Raw genomic sequence first — 20445 nt, 5'->3', positions numbered from 1 at the left:
AGAGGTTGTGATAAGCTAAACCGCTTGTTGTTCTGTCTGTCAGAGGTTGTGATAAGCTTGTTATCTATCAAAACATAAATCTTTTTTCTTCTTGTGCTTGTACAAGATAAGTACAAAGATAACTTATAATAAATACTATGGGTTTCATTGGCAAGGAGATGTTAATGTTAAACCTGGGTGTATTTTTTCTATTCTATCTTTCTTCGTTTTATCCAACTCTTGATTTGCCATTATTTCGTGCTGTTTTTCTTTTGCATTTTTTGTCCAAAAATTACTATTTTATTCTACGTGTTCAGGCGTCATTTCCCAAACCAAATATCCTGTTTTTGTTTTCTCTATAAAAAAGACAGAGGTTCTGCCTCTCCAAATTAATTTTAAGAGTTCTTCTTTATCCCTGATGTCTTCAATTGTATATATTTTTAGATTATCAATACACTTCATTTCAATCGGTTTTTTATAAGAACGAAATTCATAATAATTATTTATGGGTTGAGCCAATATCTCATCTTCTTTTGCATATCTTCTTTTCGATTCTTTAAAGAAAACTTTTATAGTTGCATCATAGCTGTCATATTTCTTGTAGTATTTTTTTTCAAATGTGAAAAGGTTACTCTTTTTGTTGTCTATCAAAACATAAATCTTCTTTTCTTCTTGTGCTTGTACAAGATAAGTACAAAGATAACTTATAATAAATACTATGGGTTTCATTGGCAAGGAGATGTTAATGTTAAACCTGCGAGTATTTGTTCCATTATTTTCATTTTGTCTATTTTGTCTTTATTTTTAGAAACCAACTCTTGATACGCTTTTACGTTATGAACTTAAAAAAAACTTATTCATCTGCTTCTTCATTATAATATACATTAACTTCATAGCAAGGTATAAATTCCTTTTCTAAGTCTGATGTAAATACCATAAAAACATTATCTCGATAATACCCTTTTTGTGCTATGGGAAGTTGAAAATAGTATTTATACCCTTCAAAAAAGAAAGAATAATTATTACTATCTAAGGTTTTCCATATTTTTTCCATTTCTGAAATTGTTTTTACCTTATTACGGGCTTCTTTAAACGAATCAAATAATTCTTTGGGTAAGTGTAAAATATAGTTATTATATTTCCCCCCTGTTCTATGAGAATGATGAAGACTTACCCACCATCCTGCTTTTATGTCTTGATGTCTATAAGTTAAAGTTTTATACCATTTTTGAGTATCTCTATTAAATTCTTCTATTTTTTGATGATATTTATAATAGTATGTAGTGTTGTATAAATTACCATATTTATCATTTACATCATTCTTTTCTATTTTTAAGATACCCTCTTTATCATCAAACACTATAAACAAACTATTTGGGTTTATCTGCGCTTGTACAAGATAAGTACAAAGGCAACTTATAATAAATACTATGGGTTTCATTCCTGTTGAATCTTAGTTATCGAAACTTCTACCTCGTAACAAGGTATGTAATCCTTATCCAAATCAGAAGAGAAAACTAAATAGACGTTATTACGTATTATATTCCTATATTTTCCCTCAATTAACTCTCGATAAACATATTCTGCGTGGTTTATCCTCATTTTTTCTGTAAATTCATCTTTGTTATAATTACTCCATTTCTTTTGGATAGTATGAAAATTCGTAACATTTCCTCTTTTTCTGAAATTTTCAAACATCAATTTTGAGAGTAACAAAATATATCCCCCATAACTAATCTGTTTTTGCTTTCTATAATAATCAAAACGAAAAGATACCTGCCAATTTTTAGGTTCATTTACATAATAAATATAATAATATTTATCTTTCTCTCCACTATCATAGATAAGTTCTACTTCCTGATGTTCGTTATATAAAGTTGTTTTTAGAACATATTTTTTATCAATTGATTGACTATTTATTTCTCTTTGTTCTATTTTTACAACACCTCCGCTATCATCAATAAGTAAAAATAACGAACTTGGATTTATCTGCGCTTGTGTTGTATGGAGATACAAAAACAAAGTGATTATATAAAATTTTATTTGCATGGTGCATTTTTTGTTAAATCATATACAATTACTTGTGTAGCATCTTTTTCAATAATTTCTCTTTTATCTTGTGGCATATTTGTATATGCAGTCATTCCATACATGCTTATTCCTCTCCAAGCTAAGGCTTCGTAAAACAAATCTTCTGTCAATCGATTATTGAAAAATTTGTCTTTTATATATTTATATTCTCGAGGCATTTGTTGTTGATGAAATTGTCTCATTGCGTTTTGTAGCAAGGGAATATATAAATTTGCCATTATATCATGCTGATCACTACCTCTTTCCAAGGCATATTGAGATAATACAGACTCAAAATCATCTCTAATAACTTTTTTAGGGTTCTTTAATTTTCTAAAAATATCTGCATGTATATATTCGTGAAAAATAGTTCTAGCAACATCTAAAACACTTCTTGAGTCTGATTTTGAAATACTAATTTCTATATAGATATTTTTGTTTCCTTCTGTATAGCGAGTTATACCATTAACATCACGACCATCCGGAGTTATTACTTTATCTCTTGATGATATTATAATATCAAAATCTGTTCCATCTCCCTCAAATTTATCTAAAATTTGCTTTACGTAATCATTTTCCCCATAACGTAATTTATCGTGAATACATTTTATTTTAGGGTTGGTTATATTATCAAAAATTTGTTCAGGTATATCAAATACTATATCATTGGCATTGATACCGTTTTTTCTAGCATTTTTAATACGTTCTATTATAGATACTTTCGTATTAAAATCACTATTATTGAAAAGGGCTACCAGTTGGCTAATCTTTGTAGGTGACATAGTCTCTCCTATCCAAATAAAAACATCTTCATCAAGCAATGCCTTTAATTCATATAATTCTGTTGGAAAACTATACAAAATAGGGCTAATAACCATCGGGTCATAATACGATACACTCTTACAATTGGGGTCTAAGCAATCATAACGAGGTGTCTTATTCTCTATATCTTTTAATGGTTTTGGAGGAGCAGATGCAGGGGGCGAAGCAGACGAGCTTCCATTTCGATCTATCATAGCATCAAAATTGGGTTCTTCAGGTAATACAGGACCTGCTCCATTACCTCTATTGGAAATTGTTGTACAAGTTGTTCGCGTATCCCATCGAGGCTTTTGTTCAGGAGTTCCTTTGCATTGATGAGCTTCATTTGGATGATGTCTTCCGCCAGCTGTACAACGCACAGCAACTGTGGTAGTTACACAAATCGACACAATAGCATCTTTATTTTCTTTGCCCAAATCTTTGTCATACAAACTTAATAACTTAACATCATAAGTACCCTGATAAGGAGTGTCTATAAAGCCTTTTTTTACTGCCTTTGTGTAAGTTTCGGAAGGATGATACGTTATCAGATAAGTAGCTTCTTTATTTTCTGATTTTTCTATGACTAAGTTTTTAAAACTATTGTCAGATGATTTTTTTTCATTTATCCCAATGGAATAGGTAGTTGTTTGGTTGTACGAATTCTCTACAACTTCATTCCCGAGTGATAAATTATTCTCAATACCATAAGCAGATATTGGGAGTTCTCCTTGTTTTTCTCTGACAGAAGACCTTAAAAGTTGTTCTAATTTTTCTTTTTCAAAAGGTAATTTGTCTATCGAATAGCTCTTTTGTATCAAGGAGTCTGTAACACTTTGTTCTTGATTTGGAAATTCTGAAGTATGCTTTTGACAGGCTACTAAAAAGATACTACAACTAAGAATAATAAATAGAATATATTTCATAAACTATAATTTTAATATTGTACAAAATTGATATAATTTTATTTATGAATTTTAAATTCTAATATTTTACCAAAATTAGTTAATAATTTAAAGAAAAATACCATTATTTTAAAATGTCTAAAATTAACTTTGTCAAAGTATTTAATACTTTGACAAAGTTTTTTGATTTGAAGAGAAGAGATTAGTGTTATTTAAAAACACTATACACTGGAAAATAATATCCGGAAGGGGAATGGCTTTGCAATACGTAAACTACATTTGAATATGTGTACTTATTTTCTTGTTTTTCAATATAAAAGCCATTGGCTCCTGCACTAACAAAAAAACTAAATACACTCATAGCTTTATCATATATTGCCTTATTTTCAGGTGCTCGCCAAAGAGGGAAATTATTAGAAGCTAAATTGCCTTTTCCAAGAGAAATATAGATTTTCTTATCTTTGATTTCATATTCTAAAAAAATACGAAGTATTGAAGTTCTCCCTGAAAAATTATAAAACAAATCAATATTACATTCTTGATTATCTCCAAAAGCCAATTCTAATCGGCTAAACTCTTTGTTATCATCTATTTTAATTAAATTTTCTCGAAAAGAATCAGAGGTTAATGTTGTGTTTTTTAATAAATTATTTATATATATAAAATTATCTATTTTTTCAATGTCCTTATAGTCATCTGTAACATGTTCAGGTTTAGGATACAATGAAAATAAAATTTCTGCGGTTACTCCATCAATGGTAGTTATATATCGCGCAGGCGAGGCATTAGCATCCCAAATGAATTCGTTAAAAGTTTTTCCTTCAAATGTCGGAGCAGGAGATAAAGTTAACCCTTTTGAAGTGGGAATTAGACCAAACTTATATTGATCCGAGGAATTTGTAAAATTTCGTAAAGTCATGTATCTAAGGTCATTAAGAGACATTTTATAGTCTTTGATTTCTCCATTAGCATTGGTTATTCTAACAAAATGTCGATACGAATCACTATCAAGAACACTTATACTTCCCAATAGATTGGTAATAGTATTCCAATCATTAGCTGTTGCTTTTTCAAGATAAATGTCTTTTACAATGCGTTGTGTTTTGAATTTTAATTTTTCACCTTCTTTTCCGATATAGATAAATTCAAATTCACCTTCAAATCCTTTTCCACGAGAACCCAATATAGCATCAGCAAGATTATGAATATGGTTCTTAGTAACAAACGAAAGTAATATACCCTGTCCTACTTTTATTTGATAATGACTTTGTTGCTGTGTAATAGTTGATTGGTCAAAATCAGAAACCATTGCCACCTGTCCTTGTTCGTCAAACTTCATTACGAAAGTAAATCCTCCATATGTTTGATTGTCTGTTTGATAGGTTAATTTCCATCCATGTGGGCTTGATAATAGTTCTGTTCTTAATTCATTAGTTTTTTCTTGTAATCGTTCAGTAGGTGTTTTACCAAATAAATCATCATCTTCCTTTTGGTTACAGGCCAAAGATAATGCTAACACCATAGATATATATATTATTTTTTTCATCGGTCAATTAGCTTAGTTATTCTACTCCATACATAGGGAAATAAAAATCAGAATATTTGCTACTCTGTAAAACATAAATAGTATTGGGTAAATGAAATTTTTCAGTACGTTTTTCAATATAAAACCCATTATTGTCTTCTGTTAAGAAGTTAAATATTTTGATGGCTTGTTTTAGTATCAATTCATTATTAGCATCAGACCATAAATCATCATTGCTAGACCAATATCCTCCAGGAATAGGCTTGAAAAATAATTTTCCATCTTTTATCTCATACGAAGCAAAATGTCTTAGTAGAGCTATTCCTGTTCCAAAATCATTTAAAACATCTAAGTCACAAAATCCACTATCAAAATAAATTCGTATACCAAACACATCATTTCCCTTTTCAGTAGTTAATAAATTTTTGAATTTTTTTGATGTTAAATAGGTTTCTTTTAGAGATTCTGTAAGCATTACTAATCCTTCCAAATTGTGAATATCCTTATAATCTTCTTTGTTCGAGGCAGGAAATTCTGAAAAAGTAATCTTAAAGGTTGTATCATCAACGGTACTACTAAAACCACTTCCTTCGGTTGTTAATTTGTCAAATTGTTTGCCCTTCCAATTAAGAGGTGGAGAGAGCGTAAGCCCGTCAGTAGTTGGAATGAGTCCAAATTTATACTCCTTTGTATCGGTTTTAAAAGTAGCATATCGATACTCAACAGACAAATGATAGTTTTTATTTTCAGAGTTTGAAATCACATTGATACTATAACGATAACTATCCGTAGCCAACGATTCTACTGAGTTTAGCAAAGATTGCATCTTTTGCCAATCGTCATTTTCAGCTTTTTCAAAAAATAAAAACTCATTCGTACGTTGAGTTTTGAATTTTAATTTTCCATCTTCTTTTCCGATATAAACAAATTCAAACTCGCCTTCATATCCTTTTCCCAATACTCCTAATACAGCATCAGCAAGATTATGAATATGATTTTTGGTTACAAACGAAAGTAATATACCTTGTCCTGTTTTTATTTCGTACTGACTATTTTGCTGTGTAATAGTTGATTTGTCAAAATCAGATACCATTGCCACTTGTCCCTGTTTATCAAACTTCATTACGAAAGTAAATCCTCCAAACTTCTGTTTATTAGTTTGATAAACTAATTTCCAACCATATTCACTTGAAGTTAGTTCTTTATACAATTCTTGTGAAACTTGTTGCAATCGTTCAGTAGGTGTTCTATCAAATGTATCTTCTTCAGTACGATTACAAGCTAAAAAAAGACCTATAGACAAGCATATGTATATAATTTTTTTCATAAAATAGAAACTTATTCGGTTTTTTTATTGTAAAATTTCTTTCATACGAATATCAATTAGTTCTTGAAGTTCATAAATATCAAGATTCCATTCTTTTTTAAAATATTCAACTACATATGATTCTTTCAATCGGAGAATTTCTTTACCTTTGGCATCACTAACAGCATTTACTTTGGCATCAAATTCTGCTTTGGAAAGACTTAGTATAGCAGAAGTCATTTCTGCAAAATCTTCTATTTCATTCAACATTGAATAAGGACTAATGAATCCTTTGTTTAAAGCATCTGTATTTGAAACATTATACCAGTTACTTGTATAGTCTGCGGGAGTTATTTGTCCGTATTCTACTGAAAATGGTTTTGTTTGATTAATGATATGACAATATTCGTGTTGAATGGTATGAAAATACTGCCGTGTTCTCTGTTCATCTTTCAGATCCAATTGATCTACATTAAAGAGTGTAATTTTCATTCCACTATCTGCAAACCCCAAAGTTATTGTACCATTTGTATTTACATTGTATCCTCCAATAAGTGATATTTGACGAGGAGCTACTTCTTTAATAAAATTAAAATTTTTATTTTTTTTAGCAGCCACATAAATATAGGGTTCTATCCATACTTTTGTAATAACTTCTAACAAAGGTTTTACTTTTGATTCGGTAGGTGGATATAAATATTTCGCTTGTTCAAAATCCGAATCAATATACTTATAAGTAACCTTTATATTGTATGGTTTTTGAAAATTTTCAAAAATGTATTTATCCAATTCTGTTTGAGAAGTTGAATTTCCATCCAGAACACTTTTATCTGAAAGAGCTTCTTCTTTATGACTACATCCTATCATTAGGATAGTTAGTATCGAAAAAATAAATATTTTTTTCATATTCTTCTATTTTTAATTATAAATTTATCTTGGATTTTGAATGATTCCATTGCTTATAGCATCTTGAGGGATTTGCAATTCACGACGAGGGTCATCTTTGGTAAGCTCAAATGTTCCTCGCGAACTGGTATGTGTAATTTTCATTCCTAAACGTTTGTTGTCAAACCAACGTATTCCTTCATGATAGAATTCTACCTGGCGAAGGTCTATTACACATTGTAACCAAACTCTTTGTTTATCATCTAATGTATAATTAGGATTAAAATCTACTCCTTTACCTGTATACTTCGTGTCAATATTGTTTTCTGTTAAAGGAGTCATCGTTGTAAGAGTTTTTAAAGGCAAGTATGTGTTCAGATCAGATAAAGCTTCGCTATAATTACCCAACATTATATTAGCCTCTATACGATTGAGAAATACTTCATCTGTTGAAAGTAAGGTCATCATAGCATAAGGATACCCCTCTTTTGCGGCCAGATTTGTATATTTAAAATATTCTATACATTTTGGTAAATTCAAGTACCCATCTTGTCCATAAATAGAATATGACCACGAAAGTCCCTGTGGATGAAACGATGATGAATATAGTTTATTCTGAATTTCTGCGGTCATTCCATATTTAGGAACGTACAATGAAGATCGTCCATAAAGAGATGAAGCTCCTACAATTAGTAAATTGGCTCTTTCAGAAGAAGAAGCATAATTAGTTTCTTTCTGTGCATAGGTAAGGGGCTTAAAAGCATTTATATCTCTTAAAAATTGCGAAGCATTCGTTGTTGAAAAAACTTCATTAGCATGCTCTATTACCTTATTCCAATCACCTTTCATTAGATAAAATCGTGTAGCAAATCCGTGAGCAGCTTCCTTTGTAAAATGAAATTTTGGTTGTTTGTATTTATTGTTATCAATAAGAGGAATACCCTCTTCTAAATCTTTTTGGATGAGAGCATAATATTCTTGCAAGGATATTCGTTTATAGTTTCCAAAAACTTTTTTTTCAGCGATTGTTACATAAGGTAATCCCATATCAGAACTTGCAGTAGCAGGGTTATATGCCTTACACCATAACATAGCTAACATAAAATGTCCATAAGCTCTAGCTACCAAAGCTTCTCCACGGAGATAATCAAGATTAGTTTTATTTTCCAATAAAGTTACCGATTCTAAGGCTTGATTTGCAGAAGCAATTGCTTTATATACGGCATTCCAATAAAATGTAGGAGTATCACGAGTGATATCTAAATTATCTTCCCAGTGATAAGCCCTGTCATTAACACGATTGATGTCGTTTATGGTAATTTTATCAGCTACATTATCACTCATGGCCTCTGCAATACCCATGTATAATCCATCGGGATATGCACTAACAAGCAATTCTTGTATTTTTTCAGCAGAATCTATCTCTGTGCGATTATCAGGAAGTTCATCTAAAAAAGAATTGCAAGCGCTCAATGTTATAACAAATAAAAAAACGCCTATGTATTTGTATGTGAAAATTTTTTTCATAATATTTCGATATTAAATTCCTAAATTAACTGTAAGTGTATATTGACTTGTTACGGGGTATGCTACTCCTCCTGAACGGAAAAACTCTGGGTCTTGTCCATTTAATCGTTTATCTGAATAAATTAGAAATGGATTAGAAGCTTGCAAACGTAGGGTCAAATTATTAATTCGTAATTTTTCCGTTGTATCTTTATCAAATGAATATGATAATGATATGTTTTTCATTCTTACAAAAGAACCATCTACCACACGCTCTGTAGAATGATTATAAGCATTGTAGAGTCTTACCAAATTAGATTCTCCTACTTGACTAAGTAATCGTCTAGATGGGATAGCAGGGATATTCGTAATCTTTTCATCTCCACTTACAAGCCATCTATTTTTAAATTCGGTTGGGAAAACATCTAAATCATTATAAACAGCTGCATACTGTGCTGTTTTGCGAATTTTATTTCCAGCTTGTGCTGTAATGAGAAAACTAAATTCCCAATTTTTGTACGTGAACGTATTTGAAAAACCTCCCGTTATATTGGGATCTACAGGTCCTTCTTTTTTTAGATAAGTCAATATGTTTTGATTATCTTGAAAATCAATATCTTTTAAGTAATTTTTACCTTCTTTAAGTTTAAAATTTGGCAAACCATTTGAATCTAATTCAGTAAAATCAAAAGAATATAAGGTATTACGCGCTTCTCCCTCTACATTACCTCCAAACTCACGAACTAAATCAAAAACATTGGGTTGATATTTCAAATGTGTGATTTTTTGGTCAAAAAAAGCAAAATTAACAGTCGTATTCCAAGCAAAATCATCAGTTTTTATATTGCGAGTTAGCAATGAAAATTCTAATCCTTTTGTTGTCATTGAAGCGTTATTGGCAAGTTTAATATGTTGTCCTCCTACACCTGAAGTACGTACATAATCAATCAAGTCTTTTGAATTTTTTTGGTATAAATCAATCGATAAATTGATACGATTGTTAAAAAATCCTACTTCTGTTCCAAAATTTGTTTCATACACTTTCTCCCAAGTAAGCTCTTCGTTTTGAAGTTCTTCGATGTAAATTCTATTTTCTCTATTATTACCATAGTATCTGTTAGCAATTCCACTTTTAAATATAGCCAAAGCGTTACTTGCACTTCCTAAACCAGCAATAAGCCCATAGCTAAAACGAAAAGCAAGAGTAGATAGTGTTTCGTTAGTTTTTAAGAATTTTTCATTAGAAGCATTCCAACGAGCACTCATATTCCAAGTAGGAAGCCAACGAGCCGAAGTACTTCGACCTAATTTGTTAGAACCTTCATAATTTGCTGTACCCGAAAATACGTAACGTTCATCATATGAATATGTACTTTGCAAAAAGAAAGCAATTCCTCTTTCATAATTGAATTTTCTTCCGAAATAATCAGAAGCATCATTCAAATATTTTTGAATAATACGATAATCTGTAAATGGCACACCTCCTTTATCAAATTGATAACCATAACCGATTGAATTTGAATTATAACGATCTGTGTGACGATATTCTTGCCCCAGATACAATTTTACATTATGAACATCTTTGAATAAGTTTTTATATTCAAATGCGTTACGGAAATAATAAGTTTGTAAATTATCTTCTGAATTTTTCAAAATTCCTCCATTTGGTAATACAACCTGTGGAATTGCATTTGGATTGTCTGGATCTTTAAATAAAAATGGATTTTGATTTGCGACAATAGTAGTCTCATTAGCACGATGTGCTCCAGCGATATTGCTATCTTTTGTTATAGAATGTTCATTCGTACTTTTTACATAACGAACAGAACCTAAAAAGTTGTATTTCAGATTTTTAGTTAATTTTGCTTCTAAATCACCTTGAAATTTGATTTCTAACACATTCAAATCCATATAATTATTCTCCAATTCTTTTAAAATATTCATAGAGGCATAATTATAACGATAATATTCATACTCTCCATTATCTGAGTAAGGGCGTAATGTTCTACTTGTATTCAACGCATAGCTGAAAGGATTGATGTCAAAATCACGTTTATACTCTCCTGTAACATCACTACCAGAACGATTACCATAAGTTCCAGGAACTTTCTGCTTACGGATAGCTCCTTGTACCAACATTCCAACAGTTATTGATGGAGATAAGGTATAATTGCTTTTTAAATTACCTGTTATACGAGAAATTCTATCTGCAATAGTCCAACCAGGATCAATAAAAAAGCCAATAGAAGCATATTGTGTAGAATTTTCACCTCCTCCTGACATACTTAAAGTGTGATTTTGCGTTAATGAGTAACGAAACAAAGTCTTAAACCAATCTGTATTTGCGTACTCATATTTTTTTAAAAAAGCTATTTTACCAGCATCTGTATTTTCTGCCATAAAACTTCCTGTGATAGGGTTATACGTGTTTATTGCTCTATAATAGATATTATAAACACCCCCATATCTCCCTTGTGTGTGAGATGAAAGCGAAAAATGACCTTTATCTTCTAATTCCTTATAAATTGCCATTGTTTCTTGAGAATTCAAAATGTCGTATTGTCCATAATTGGGAATGCTACGAACCGATTGTTCTAACTGATATGAAATAGAAGTTTTAGAATTTCGCTTGCCACTTTTGGTCGTAATAATAACGGCTCCATTCAAAGCTCGTGCTCCATAAAGTGATAATGCAGATGCATCTTTCAATATTTCGATTGATTGAATATCATTCGCATTTAATCCAGAAATAGCTGAACTTACAAGAGTTGCAGAATCTCCCGATGCAAGCTGATCAAAAGTCAAATTAACAACCTCTTCCTGTACAGCTCCATCAACTACCCAAAGAGGCTTTGTATCTCCAAAAATTGAAGAACCTCCTCGTATTGTAATTTTAGGTGCTGCACCAAATGTGCCAGTAATATTTTGCACATTTACTCCCGCTGCACGCCCTTCAAGCATACGCCCAACATCTACTATTCCATCCATTTTCACTTGGTCTGCTTTAAGAGTTTGCACTGCTCCCGTTAAAGACTTACGATTAATTTCTTGATAACCTGTAACAACAACTTCTCCAATTTGTAATACATCTTCTTGAAGAACAATGTTTAGTGTTTTGTTACTTCCTACAACTTTCTCTTGAGTTTGCATACCCAAAGTAGAAAATACCAATACAGAGGTTTCATTAGGGACTTTGATCTTGTAATTTCCATCAAAATCAGTTGAAACACCTATAGATGTTCCTTTGACAACAACACCAACTCCTGGCAATGGTGCGCCTTGTGAATCTTTTACAACTCCTGTTACTTCTTTTTGCCCCCAAACAATAGTACAGACAAAAAAGAAAAAAAATGCTAATAATCTTCCCTTCATAGATATGTTTGTTTTTAGTTTTAAATGGTATTATTTGTGTTTTTTAATAATTCTTAGAATATTTATTACATACCTTGCAGTTGCAAAATTAAAACTTTATTCTAAATATTTTATATAATTAAATAAAAAAAAATAATAAATTCTAAATTATGGAAAATATATCTATTTTACATGTGTTTAATAGAATTATTTTTTAAATGAAAAAAGATTAAAAAATAATAAAAATTTAAAGAAAACTATTTTTAAGATGTTTTTTTGATACTTTGTCAATAAAATCTTCAAAATAATCTATTTTTATCAATAAAATCAATGGATTTTTATCAAAAATCCATTTTTTGAATAAAGGTATAATTTTCTAAAAAAAAATGTTCAATTTTTTTTAAAAATTATAAAAAGAATAGAAATAATTAGTTTTGTTTTACTTAAAAAAAATATTTTTGTTGTTTTTATGGTGTTTTTACAGAATTATTCTTCACAATTTGAGCTGTAATTTGTAAGAGTATTTAGAAAATTTTACTATTTGCCTGTTGTTTAAAAAATAGTATTTTTGCCAAAAAAAATTTAATGGTAAAAATAGAAAATATCCAATTGGGAGAATTTCCCCTTTTGTTAGCTCCGATGGAAGATGTGAGTGACCCTCCGTTTCGGCGTCTTTGCAAGTTACACGGTGCTGATATGTTGTATAGTGAATTTATTTCTTCGGAAGGATTGATACGTGATGCTATCAAAAGCCGACAGAAGTTAGATATTTTTGACTATGAACGACCTGTGGGAATTCAGATTTTTGGAGGTGATGAAGAGGCAATGGCGCTTTCGGCTCAAATTGTAGAAGCTGTCCGTCCCGATTTGGTTGATATTAACTTCGGTTGTCCTGTAAAAAAAGTAGTAAGCAGAGGGGCTGGTGCAGGCGTGCTCAGAGATATTGACCTTATGATTAGACTTACTAAAGCTGTTGTAAAAAGCACTTCACTCCCTGTTACCATAAAAACGCGTTTAGGATGGGATAATGATTCGATAAATATAAGTGAAGTGGCTGAACGCCTGCAAGATGTTGGTGTTAAAGCTATTTCTATTCATGCACGTACGCGCGTACAAATGTATAAAGGGCATTCTGACTGGTCATATATTGCCAAAGTGAAAGAAAATCCACGTATAAATATTCCTATTTTTGGAAATGGAGATATTGATTCACCCGAAAAAGCACTCGAATATCGCAACAAATACGGTGTTGATGGAATAATGATAGGACGTGCAGCTATTGGTTATCCATGGATTTTCAACGAAATAAAAAACTTTTTTGCTACGGGCGAAAAACTTCCTGAACCCACAGTTGCTGACCGAGTAGAAGCTGCAAAAAATCACGTAACTTGGGCAATGGAATGGAAAGGAGAACGCCTTGGTATTTTAGAAACACGAAGACATTACGCCAATTATTTCAAAGGTATTTCTAATTTTAAAACGCATCGCCAGCAATTAGTTACCGCCAACTCTCCCGAAGAACTTTTTGGAATTTTCGAGGAAATACTCAAATGTTATTAAAAAATAGGACAGGTTCTTTTTGAAAAATCAAGAAAAAGTAGTTTCTTTGCACAAAGATTTTTTCTAATGAAAAAAATAGTAATTTTCGCCTCTGGTTCAGGGAGTAATGCTGAGCGAATCTACGAATATTTTGCTCAAAATGACCTTATTGAAATTGCTCTTATTTTGACCAACAATCCGCAGGCTGGTGTGCTTGAAAGAGCCAAACGATTAGCTGTTCCCAGCATTGTTTTTGACAGAAAAACACTTTATAAAACCGATTTTATCCAAGTTTTATTACAACATATAAATCCCAATTTAATTATTTTAGCTGGCTTTTTGTGGAAATTTCCCGATAAAATTATCAGTGATTTTCCCAACAAAATCATCAATATACATCCTTCTCTTTTACCTAAATATGGAGGAAAAGGGATGTACGGAATGCATGTACATCGGGCTGTGATTTCTGACAAACAAAAGCAAAGTGGCATAACTATTCACTACGTAAATGAACACTATGACCAAGGAGAAGTTATCCATCAGGCAACAACCGATGTTTTCTCAAATGACACACCAGAATCGTTAGCACAACGTATCCATAATTTGGAATACGAATTTTTTCCAAAAATAATTCAAAAATTACTTCAATAATGCCCAAAGTCAATATCTATACTGATGGAGCTTCTAAGGGAAACCCTGGAAAAGGAGGGTACGGAATTATAATGGAACTTGTGGGGACGAATTATATAAAAGAATTTTCACAAGGTTATCGACTTACAACCAATAATCGAATGGAACTCTTGGCAGTAATTGAAGCGCTTCGAAAACTTAAAAACGAAGGAACAGAAATTGCTATATATACCGATTCTCGTTATGTGGTTGATGCTGTTGAAAAAAAATGGGTTTTTACGTGGGAAAAGAAGAATTTTGCAGGGAAGAAAAATGCAGACCTCTGGGTACAATTTCTCAAAGAATATCGCAAGCAAAAGGTAACTTTCGTTTGGATAAAAGGACATAACGCTCACCCGCAAAACGAACGCTGTGATGAGCTTGCCAATCTTGCCTCACAACAAACGAAACTTCTCATTGATGAGGTTTTTGAACAAAAAGAAAATACATTATTTGTTTCTTGATAATTTTAAAAATGGTTTATATACATTCATATAATTGTATAACTCCCTTAGGATTTAGCCTTTCTGACAATGTAACTCAACTACTTTTGGGCAAGTCTGGCATTTGTAAATATGATAGTTATGCTAATTTTTCCAATATTTTCCTTTCTAAAATAAAAGACCAAGCGATTGATGAGGCTTTTGAGCAAATTTCGGACAAAAATAATTTTTCTCGATTAGAAAAAATGCTTATTTTGGCTATTTATCCCTTGTTTCAAAAAGGTATTTTCAACGAAAAAACAGGATTTATCCTCTCAACAACCAAAGGAAATATTCGGCTTCTTCATATGGAACAATTGCCCAACGATACTCAATATTTATCTGCCTTAGCGCAGAAAATTGCTACTTTTTTCCAGATAAAAACACAGCCTATTGTTATTTCCAATGCTTGTGTTTCGGGGGCGCAAGCTCTTTCGGTTGCTAAACGACTTTTACAAGCAGGGTTGTACAACGATATGTTGGTTGTGGCAGGTGATGAAATTTCTGAATTTATCTTGTCTGGTTTTCAATCTTTTCAAGCAATGAGCAGTAAACCTTGTCGACCTTATGACAAAAATCGAGATGGAATAACACTAGGAGAAGCCGCTGCTGTGGTGTATCTTACTATCCATAAACAAGACTCCAAAGCTACCATATTGGGAAATAGCTCTATCAATGATGCCAATCATATATCGGGACCTTCACGTACAGGCGAAGGACTTTTGGCAAGTATTCAAAATGCACTTACACAGGCACAAATCTCTCCCGCAGAGATAGACCTTATCAATGCTCACGGAACAGCGACACTTTACAACGATGAAATGGAGGCTATCGCTTTTCATAGAGCACAATTGCAAAATATACCACTTAATAGTTACAAAGGGTACTATGGGCATACTCTGGGTGCTTCGGGACTGCTTGAAACTATTTTGACCATTGCTTTAAGTAGAAAAAAGACACTTCTTAAAAGCATTGGTTTTGAAAACTTAGGAGTGTCATATCCGTTGTCTATCATCACACACAATACGGAAAAATTAGTCCGTATATTTCTTAAAACAGCTTCAGGCTTTGGTGGAAGCAATACTGCTTTGGTTATTCAAATATGCTAATTCTCTAAGATATTATTCACTTTTGGCATCGAACGCATCACCGATAGTGTAAAAATGTCCTCCTGCTATGTAATGAAGACTACGCCAAGAAGCGTCGGCATTCTCAAATTGCCAATGCCCATTGCGAAAAATACGTGTATCAGCCCACGCACCGATTATTTCTCCGATAAACAAATCATATGCTTGTTCGTTGTGTGGTTCAGGAATAACTTTACATACAAGCCACGCAGCACAATCACAAACCAAAGGCACATCAAATCCTTCGATTGAAAAGAGCTCAACTCCTGAATGTTCCAATTTCTGAGGGTCGTCGTAAAGTGAATGTGTCCCTAACCAGTGTGTTAACTCCAACTGAGACAATGTGGGAATTTGTACGGCAAACATACCACTTTTTTCAACTAATTGGCGTGTTTTGTTCTGACTATCAAGTACGAAAGTGAGTTTGGGAGGGTCGTAATCAAGTCCGCAAACCCAAGCAGCTGCCATTACGTTATCAATTCCTCCATAACGTGATGAAACTAAGGTTGTTGCTCCGTGATTTATCAAGCGAAAAGCTTTTTCTAAGGGAACAGAAGCGATATATTTATTCATTTTTGTGAAATTTTAATCATTTATATATGGAATAACTTCTCGTCCTATTTCATCTATAACCTCATCGACAGGACGAGAACAAAACTTAGCGATAAATATTCCGTGATTAACTCCCAAATCGCGAAGACTTAGCAACAAGTCTATGAAATAATTTCTGCCTAAACGAAAACCAAGTTCCAAAACTTGGGGTTCTGCATCAGGATTTTCTAAAAGGTCAATATACAAAGGTTGTATATAAGGTTTCTGTGGCAGATGAAGTTTATCAAGCGTTTCGTACCAATTTTGCAAAATATTTTTGGTGTAAGAAAATTCGCGCGGATAGTATATCCAACCATCGCTATGCTCAGCAATCCATTCAATATTGATACCGCCTGCGTGTCCCGTTACATACATCGGAATATTACCTTTGAGAGGCTTAGGAATAACATCTGCTTCTCCTACCAAACGACCAAAATCTGTATCATAACGTGGGAAATCTGTTCGCCAAAACTCCCGGATAGTTTCCATTTGTTGCATAAAATGAACATTACGAAACTCATATGGTTTGTTAAAGGCAGGATATTCAATCGCTCTATCGCCCGAAGCAACTCCCAAGTGTAAGCGATTTGGGAATAATACGTCAATACTTGCGGCGGCTTTGGCAAACAAAATTGGGTGTCGAAGCGGCAATACCATACTGGCTGTACCCAGTTTGATACTTTGTGTCAAAGAAGCAATGTGTGATAAATATATCCATGGGTCGTATATTTGACCTACATCTCTAAAATTGGGGTCATGCAAAGGAACATCACGTACCCACAGCGTATCGAATCCGCAGGCTTCAGCTTGTTGAGCCAATTTTACTTGATTTTCCATTTTTGGAAAAGCTCCCTCATAGGCTTCTATCGGAAATAAAACCCCCAAACTAATTTTATTAGTATCTATTAGCATAATATTCGTTTTATGTTTGGTACAAAAGTAATCTTATTTATTCATTTTATGAAATAATTTTTATGTTTTTTTGAAAAAATGAATTATTTTTGCACTTAAATCATTCTACAATGAAAAAAATAGCCATAATTCCTGCTCGATATGGAGCTACTCGATTTCCTGCCAAACTAATGCAAGACTTAGCTGGAAAACCTGTTATTGTACAAACATATTTGGCTACAATACAAACACAACTGTTTGACAATGTGTATGTTGTAACTGATAGTGATATTATAAAACAAGCTGTTGAAGATAACGGAGGTAAAGCTATTCTCAGCCAGAAAGAACACGTATGCGGAAGTGACAGAATAGCTGAGGCTGCCAAACAAATAGATGCAGAAATTATTGTAAATGTACAAGGAGACGAGCCTTTTATCGAAAGAGAAAGTCTGCAAAACCTGCTTGGTGTATTTGAAAACGATACGCAACAACAAATAGACCTTGCTTCACTTATGACACCTTTGTCTAATTATGAAGAAGTACAAAACCCTAATAATGTGAAAGTTATAACAGATGTTAATAACTTTGCGCTGTACTTTTCTCGGTCTGTTATTCCTTTTATGCGCGATGAAAATATTGATTTCCCGTATATGAAACATATAGGCGTTTATGCTTTTCGCAAACAGGCTCTGATGGATTTTTACAACTTGCCTATGCGACTTTTGGAAGCTAGCGAAAAATTGGAACAATTACGCTATTTAGAATACGGAAAACGTATCAAAATGGTCATTACCAATAAGCCAAATATTGGTATTGATACGTATGAAGACTTACAAAAAGCAAGATTGTTATGGGAAAAATGATTTTTAAATTATTGAAAATCAATATAGAAATAAAATATTATAAAATTTTGATTTTATTTTGATTTTATTTTAATATATTTGCAACCTGATATGAGAGTTTTAGGAGTATCGAAATATTATAAAATTTTCCAGAATAAGGAAGACCGTCGGTTTTATTTTGAAATGCCCGACCGAATAGTTACGCTTCGATTTTGTGAGCTTTTGGAACTACGAGGCAAAATTCAGAATATAGACCTTGATGCTCATTTTTCTGATGACCAGCATTCGGGTATTGAGATAATTAGTCTTTGTGACCATACTCACGTATGTGTTTTTACGACAGCACAAATAGTTGATTTACAGAAGCTTCTATTTGCAATTTTCGATACACATTCCGAAGCTGATATTTACAGAAAGTATATTTTATTCTAAAAAACTTCGATAATCAAATTTCTTTAAAAACTAATTGATTTCTACTTGAAATTGTAAAACAACCATTCCTTTACGAGAAAAAACTTCAGTATTCATATCATATATAGGTCTGTTTTGATATGAAAGTGATAATTTCCTGTCGTGTCCTTTGAAAAATATATTAACTCCGATGTCATAAATGTTGGTAGCGTTTTTAAGTCCGTAAAACTTAGAATGTTGGATACTTACATTGGGTTGTATTCTCAAATCATATTTTTCCGATTTGGGAAACAAATATCCTCCTTGAAAGAAAAGAGTATTGCCCGACCCCATCATAGGAACATCGTTTCCATTACCATTAAACGAAGAGCCACCCTCGGTATCGGCAATATCATTAGCTCCGAGTTTTCTAACATAATTTCGTCCAAAATCAGTATGAAAATATCCTAAATAGGCTGTAATAGCATTATTTTTTTCTGAAATAGGAATGTCTAAAAAGAATTCGGAAGAAAAATTGGTATAGTCATAATATTTGAGTTGATTATTATCAAGTTCTGACATCATTTTGGATTGGTATACCCCACCGATAGCTATATTGCATATCTTTTTAGTGCCTATGTATGTTCCTGCGCCTCCACTATATGAATTTTTATTACTTTCTCTATCAAGGAAATCATATTTTAGATATCCTGAATATTGTTTTCTTGGAGCATTATTAGCGTAATCAACTATTTTTTCTTTGGGAGTGGTAGTTATTTTTACAGGGTTTTTGATTGTAGCTACGTAGCTCCATTTTTTTCCTATATATCCTTTGGCAAAAACACCGAGATTTCGACCATAATGATCGTTTTTATTTACGTTGAAGAGTGAAAAAAGAGGTGTATCTAGTCCCATCATAGATTTACTACTTCGCATAGTTCCTCTGCTTGATCCCCAGCCAATTTGTCCTATTCCCAAAGCAAATTCGGGTACGAGTGTATATTCGATGTACATATCTAAAATACTCAAACTGACATTGCGTTGCGTTGTCAAATTGACATTATTTATCCCTAAATTGCTATAAAAAAATAATTTAGGAGTAATTTGCGATTCAAAATTCATACGAAGTCGGCGAATAGAAACGTCAGAAATGTGATTTACTTCTTCACCATTGATTGTAGAGCCTGGATTAGTTTGATAATATCTTGCCCAAAAGTTAGCACGAATTGCTGCTTTAATGTACGTAGTTCCACTTTCGTCAAGGTTAATACGAAGGTTATTTTGCCCAAAACTATACAAAATAGTTAGCAAAAATAAGGAAGTAACTATTTTTTTCATTTGTGATTTTGTAAGTGTTTTGAATTTAGCTATAAAACTATAAAAAATTTATTGTATATCCGTAATCACTCATAAGCTGTAATATTGGCTAAAACCAATCTGTTAAATAAATGCTCTGCAAAGTAACGACGATTGAGCTTGTAAACAAATTCGTCTAAGTATAATTGTAAATACTTCCGTTTGATTTTGTGATAGTTACATAATAAATTCCGCTTGGCATTACTGATAACAATATGCACCCATTTCAA

Annotated in this window: 19 protein-coding genes; 6 read left to right on the top strand and 13 right to left on the bottom strand. The window is 32.3% G+C overall.

Going from position 1 to position 20445, the window contains the following annotated elements; all coding sequences use genetic code 11:
* Positions 1 to 279 precede the first annotated feature (279 nt).
* From OO775_RS10170 to OO775_RS10130, 9 genes are all read right to left on the bottom strand, one after another.
* A complete protein-coding gene (locus tag OO775_RS10170) occupies positions 280 to 708 on the bottom strand; it encodes a hypothetical protein (RefSeq protein ID WP_264846988.1) in 429 nt (142 codons plus the stop codon).
* A gap of 124 nt (positions 709 to 832) precedes the next feature.
* On the bottom strand, positions 833 to 1420 hold the full coding sequence (locus tag OO775_RS10165; RefSeq protein ID WP_264846986.1) for a hypothetical protein: 588 nt from the start codon (positions 1418 to 1420) through the stop codon (positions 833 to 835).
* The gene (locus OO775_RS10160) at positions 1417 to 2028 is read right to left on the bottom strand and encodes a hypothetical protein (RefSeq protein WP_264846985.1); all 612 of its coding nucleotides are present in this window, start codon (positions 2026 to 2028) and stop codon (positions 1417 to 1419) included. Before OO775_RS10160 ends, OO775_RS10165 begins: the two co-directional genes overlap by 4 nt.
* Positions 2019 to 3776 (bottom strand): hypothetical protein, encoded by a 1758-nt coding sequence (locus OO775_RS10155; protein ID WP_264846984.1) that lies wholly within the window; start codon positions 3774 to 3776, stop codon positions 2019 to 2021. The genes OO775_RS10160 and OO775_RS10155 overlap by 10 nt, the downstream gene beginning before the upstream one ends.
* A 187-nt stretch (positions 3777 to 3963) precedes the next feature.
* Positions 3964 to 5301 carry a DUF4302 domain-containing protein gene (locus OO775_RS10150; RefSeq protein WP_264846983.1) on the bottom strand — a complete coding sequence of 446 codons (1338 nt, stop codon included), beginning with the start codon at positions 5299 to 5301 and terminating at the stop codon, positions 3964 to 3966.
* Between the two features lie 16 nt (positions 5302 to 5317).
* Positions 5318 to 6607, bottom strand: coding sequence for a DUF4302 domain-containing protein (locus OO775_RS10145; protein ID WP_264846981.1), 1290 nt, complete (start codon positions 6605 to 6607; stop codon positions 5318 to 5320).
* A 24-nt stretch (positions 6608 to 6631) separates the two neighbouring features.
* The gene (locus tag OO775_RS10140; RefSeq protein ID WP_264846980.1) at positions 6632 to 7492 is read right to left on the bottom strand and encodes a zinc-binding metallopeptidase; all 861 of its coding nucleotides are present in this window, start codon (positions 7490 to 7492) and stop codon (positions 6632 to 6634) included.
* A gap of 24 nt (positions 7493 to 7516) precedes the next feature.
* The gene (locus OO775_RS10135) at positions 7517 to 8998 is read right to left on the bottom strand and encodes a RagB/SusD family nutrient uptake outer membrane protein (RefSeq protein WP_264846979.1); all 1482 of its coding nucleotides are present in this window, start codon (positions 8996 to 8998) and stop codon (positions 7517 to 7519) included.
* A gap of 12 nt (positions 8999 to 9010) precedes the next feature.
* Positions 9011 to 12349 (bottom strand): SusC/RagA family TonB-linked outer membrane protein, encoded by a 3339-nt coding sequence (locus OO775_RS10130; RefSeq protein WP_264846978.1) that lies wholly within the window; start codon positions 12347 to 12349, stop codon positions 9011 to 9013.
* A 564-nt stretch (positions 12350 to 12913) separates the two neighbouring features.
* On the opposite strand from OO775_RS10130, the gene dusB reads away from it, so the two are divergent.
* The 4 genes from dusB (at position 12914) to OO775_RS10110 (ending at position 16127) form a co-directional block, all read left to right on the top strand.
* The gene (gene dusB, locus OO775_RS10125; protein WP_264846977.1) at positions 12914 to 13888 is read left to right on the top strand and encodes a tRNA dihydrouridine synthase DusB; all 975 of its coding nucleotides are present in this window, start codon (positions 12914 to 12916) and stop codon (positions 13886 to 13888) included.
* A gap of 66 nt (positions 13889 to 13954) precedes the next feature.
* Complete coding sequence (gene purN / locus OO775_RS10120) at positions 13955 to 14518, top strand: phosphoribosylglycinamide formyltransferase (RefSeq protein WP_264846976.1); 564 nt, start codon at positions 13955 to 13957, stop codon at positions 14516 to 14518.
* Complete coding sequence (rnhA, locus tag OO775_RS10115; RefSeq protein WP_264846975.1) at positions 14518 to 15000, top strand: ribonuclease HI; 483 nt, start codon at positions 14518 to 14520, stop codon at positions 14998 to 15000. The genes purN and rnhA overlap by 1 nt, the downstream gene beginning before the upstream one ends.
* A gap of 11 nt (positions 15001 to 15011) precedes the next feature.
* Complete coding sequence (locus OO775_RS10110; RefSeq protein WP_264846974.1) at positions 15012 to 16127, top strand: beta-ketoacyl synthase N-terminal-like domain-containing protein; 1116 nt, start codon at positions 15012 to 15014, stop codon at positions 16125 to 16127.
* A gap of 12 nt (positions 16128 to 16139) precedes the next feature.
* Here OO775_RS10110 and OO775_RS10105 read toward each other — a convergent pair whose 3' ends face one another.
* Both OO775_RS10105 and OO775_RS10100 read right to left on the bottom strand, forming a co-directional pair.
* The gene (locus tag OO775_RS10105) at positions 16140 to 16718 is read right to left on the bottom strand and encodes a flavin reductase family protein (protein ID WP_264846973.1); all 579 of its coding nucleotides are present in this window, start codon (positions 16716 to 16718) and stop codon (positions 16140 to 16142) included.
* Between the two features lie 12 nt (positions 16719 to 16730).
* Complete coding sequence (locus tag OO775_RS10100) at positions 16731 to 17648, bottom strand: TIGR03571 family LLM class oxidoreductase (RefSeq protein WP_264846972.1); 918 nt, start codon at positions 17646 to 17648, stop codon at positions 16731 to 16733.
* 110 nt (positions 17649 to 17758) lie between these two features.
* Between OO775_RS10100 and kdsB the strand changes: the two genes are divergently transcribed.
* Complete coding sequence (gene kdsB / locus OO775_RS10095) at positions 17759 to 18490, top strand: 3-deoxy-manno-octulosonate cytidylyltransferase (RefSeq protein ID WP_264846971.1); 732 nt, start codon at positions 17759 to 17761, stop codon at positions 18488 to 18490.
* Between the two features lie 90 nt (positions 18491 to 18580).
* Positions 18581 to 18901 (top strand): hypothetical protein, encoded by a 321-nt coding sequence (locus tag OO775_RS10090; RefSeq protein ID WP_264846970.1) that lies wholly within the window; start codon positions 18581 to 18583, stop codon positions 18899 to 18901.
* Positions 18902 to 18931: 30 nt separating this feature from the next.
* Here the strand turns inward: OO775_RS10090 and OO775_RS10085 are convergent, their stop codons facing one another.
* On the bottom strand, positions 18932 to 20197 hold the full coding sequence (locus OO775_RS10085; RefSeq protein ID WP_264846968.1) for a porin family protein: 1266 nt from the start codon (positions 20195 to 20197) through the stop codon (positions 18932 to 18934).
* 65 nt (positions 20198 to 20262) lie between these two features.
* Positions 20263 to 20445 (bottom strand): transposase (locus OO775_RS10080; protein ID WP_264845239.1); only part of this gene is annotated, 183 nt, incomplete at its 5' end.

This window comes from Capnocytophaga catalasegens (assembly GCF_026005215.1).
Classification (GTDB): Bacteria; Bacteroidota; Bacteroidia; order Flavobacteriales; family Flavobacteriaceae; genus Capnocytophaga; species Capnocytophaga catalasegens.
Note: the sequence above shows the minus strand (reverse complement) of the source record. Positions and strands in the feature narration are given on the sequence as shown.